The sequence below is a fragment of the Candidatus Eisenbacteria bacterium genome (assembly GCA_030017955.1).
Taxonomy (GTDB): domain Bacteria; phylum Eisenbacteria; class RBG-16-71-46; order JASEGR01; family JASEGR01; genus JASEGR01.
The window spans coordinates 1-2,659 of sequence record JASEGR010000167.1 but is presented as its reverse complement, the minus strand read 5'-3'; the positions used below and the strand labels follow the sequence as shown (position 1 = coordinate 2,659).

The following is a 2,659-nucleotide window of genomic DNA, read 5'->3' as shown; positions in this document are numbered from 1 at the left end:
ATTGCTTCTGCATCGCCTTCTCTTTTAAAGATTGAAAGTAAAGAGCCATGGGACGATAAATCATATGGGTCCATTTCCCGAACGGCATCTCAATCACCAATAGGGGAACAGAGACCATGATATGAAAGATATAGGCATAGTGGGTCGCAAACTCCAACCCAGCATACCGGACGATATGGACGATGATGCCACTGATAGCGGCGGCAAGAAGCAAGATCGGAAAGGCCCAATCCCGCATGTCAGAAAACTTGTGGACCTCTTTTTCCTTTCTCAGGCGGCTGGCCAGGATGTCTGCGGTACCGTAGATGATAAAGGCGGTGACGAGGTAACCGATCCACCGCTGGGGATGAGATATCCGATAGAGCTTGTCGGTCTGGAACCACGCCAGGGCGAAGACCAGCAGAGAGAGCTTGATCATGACCCCCCAGGCCAAAACGAGGTGCTTCGGCCAACGGCTCTTCTCAGGGCATTCTCCCATTTTCTTATGGGTGGTCAGATGGTACAGGAATGTCTTCCCTTCCATGAAATAGAGGTTAGGAGCCACGGTAATCTTCTCGGTTCCACGCATTGTGAACCAGTACATGCGCATGGCGAAGGAGAAGAGGAAAAATAAAGGAAGCAAGATGACCACCAGGGTAAAGTGGGTCATCATGGGGAACATGTGCTCAAGGGGCATGGGGGTTAAGGCGAAATCGGGAAAGGGCATCTTAACCGCATAAACATGGTAGGCCACCACCAGGAAGAGGACCAGCGCAGCCACGAAGGAAAGAGAGCCGATGTACCAGGTTTTCGAGCTATTGATTTTGGCCGTGATCCCCGTCCAGTCATAATGGGATGCGAGGTAACGCCGCAAGGTCACCATGCCATCGCGGGGTTTCGTCTCCCGCGGACAGACGGTGGAACAATCCCCACAGTCATGGCACATCCACGGCTCGAGACTTGAAAGCACCATTTGTTTCAAGCCCATGAGCACCTGCCGGGTCTGTCTCCGGGGAAAAGAAGCATGATCCGTGGACAAGACACAGCCCAGTGTGCAGCTTCCACAGTTGAAACAGCCCGACACATCGAATGATCCATACTTCCGAACCTCAGCGAGCAGTGTGGGATCGCAAACGTTAGTTATCACAGCGTCTCCGTATGAAAATCCCTTACAAACTACTTTTGGAATGTCTCTTAATGAGTGGCACAGGACATACACGGATCGTAGGCCCGAATTGCCATCTCCACCTTGTTGAGGATCCCCTGATCGTACTTGCCCTCTTTGATGTTGTCGATGGCGGCCCTCTTCACCGACATGTTAATCGCCGCATTGTTGTGGGTTGTTCCCGCAATCAGGTTCACGTTGGTCACCATCCCGTTCGCATCCGTCTCATAATCATGAATGAGCGTCCCCCGGGGCGCTTCAACGCAGCCGACCCCCCGGCCAGCCCTCGGTTCCACTTTCTTCCAGATATCGGTGGACATCATTTCAGGGTCGTCAAGGAGACGAACCACATTCTCGGCGTTGTAGAGAAGTTCAATCAACCGCGCCCAGTGATAGAGAAGGGTATTCTGGACCGGTCTGCCGAAGGCTTTTCTGAATTCCTCGAACTCCTTCTGGGCAAGGGGGGTTGCGAACCCATCACAAACGTTTATCCGGGCGAGCGTATTCGTACGATAGACCCCCTTCGGATTATTCAAGTCCATAGAGAATCCACCAGCCTTCTTCATATAGGGGAACTTGAGATAGGTCCATGGTTCGACATGCTCCGCAATGTAGTCAGTGTACTGATCGTACCTGAAGTCCTCATAAACCCCATCGGGCGACATCATCCTCAGGATCCCGTCATAAAGATCCAGGGTGCCATCTTCCTTCACCGTCCCTAAAAACCCGGTCTTGATCACGGCGAGAGTGTCGAATGCGTCGAGATATTTTGGAAAGATTTCCTTCTTTGCGAAGTCAATAGAGAACTTTGCAAACTCCAAGACCTCGTTGGCCATGGACTTTATCTCATCCCTCTCTTCAGGGCGAAGGGGTTTGCTGAATCCCCCCGGCACGGCAGCGACAGGATGGATGGACTTTCCGCTGAGGATTTCAAGCATCCGTGCGCCGAGGTACCTGCATCTTACAACCTTCTTCCCAAGGTCGGGAAATTTCCCGGCAATACCGATCACGTTCCGGACTGAGTAATCTGCATCCGGCCCCACCACGAAGTCCGCCCCAGCCAAGAAATAGAAATGGAGGATATGCTCTTCAGTGTGTGCAATGGAGTTGGCAAGTTCTCTCAGCTTCTTGGCCGCAGGAGGGATCTCAACACCGAAGACTGCATCGCATGCCTTCGCGCTGGCCAAGTGATGGGACCATTGGCATAAACCACAGATGCTCGTCACGATCCTCGGCAGTTCCTCGACGGGTCGTCCCATGCAGAATTTTTCAAAACCTCTCAATTCTACCGCTTGGACCTTTGCATCACTCACATGACCGGCATCATCAAGCTGAATGGTCACTTTTGCATGGCCTTCTATTCTTGTCACAGGTTGAATCACGATTTGCTTACCCATAGCGCCCTCCTTATCTTTTCGGTGGTAGGGGTTTCAATCTTCCCTGAGCACCAATGTATCTCTGGAACGTCGCCGGCCGATCCGGGATGAGCTTCATGTCCAACCCAATGCTTGAAAG

The 2,659-nt window shown here is 52.2% G+C and carries 2 protein-coding genes; both read right to left on the bottom strand.

Annotation, left to right across the window (positions count from 1 at the left end; genetic code table 11):
• The coding region (locus QME66_13310; protein MDI6809925.1) for a hypothetical protein at positions 1 to 961 on the bottom strand (961 nt) is incomplete at its 3' end.
• 212 nt (positions 962 to 1,173) lie between these two features.
• Positions 1,174 to 2,541 carry a Ni/Fe hydrogenase subunit alpha gene (locus QME66_13305; GenBank protein MDI6809924.1) on the bottom strand — a complete coding sequence of 456 codons (1,368 nt, stop codon included), beginning with the start codon at positions 2,539 to 2,541 and terminating at the stop codon, positions 1,174 to 1,176.
• Positions 2,542 to 2,659 lie beyond the last annotated feature (118 nt).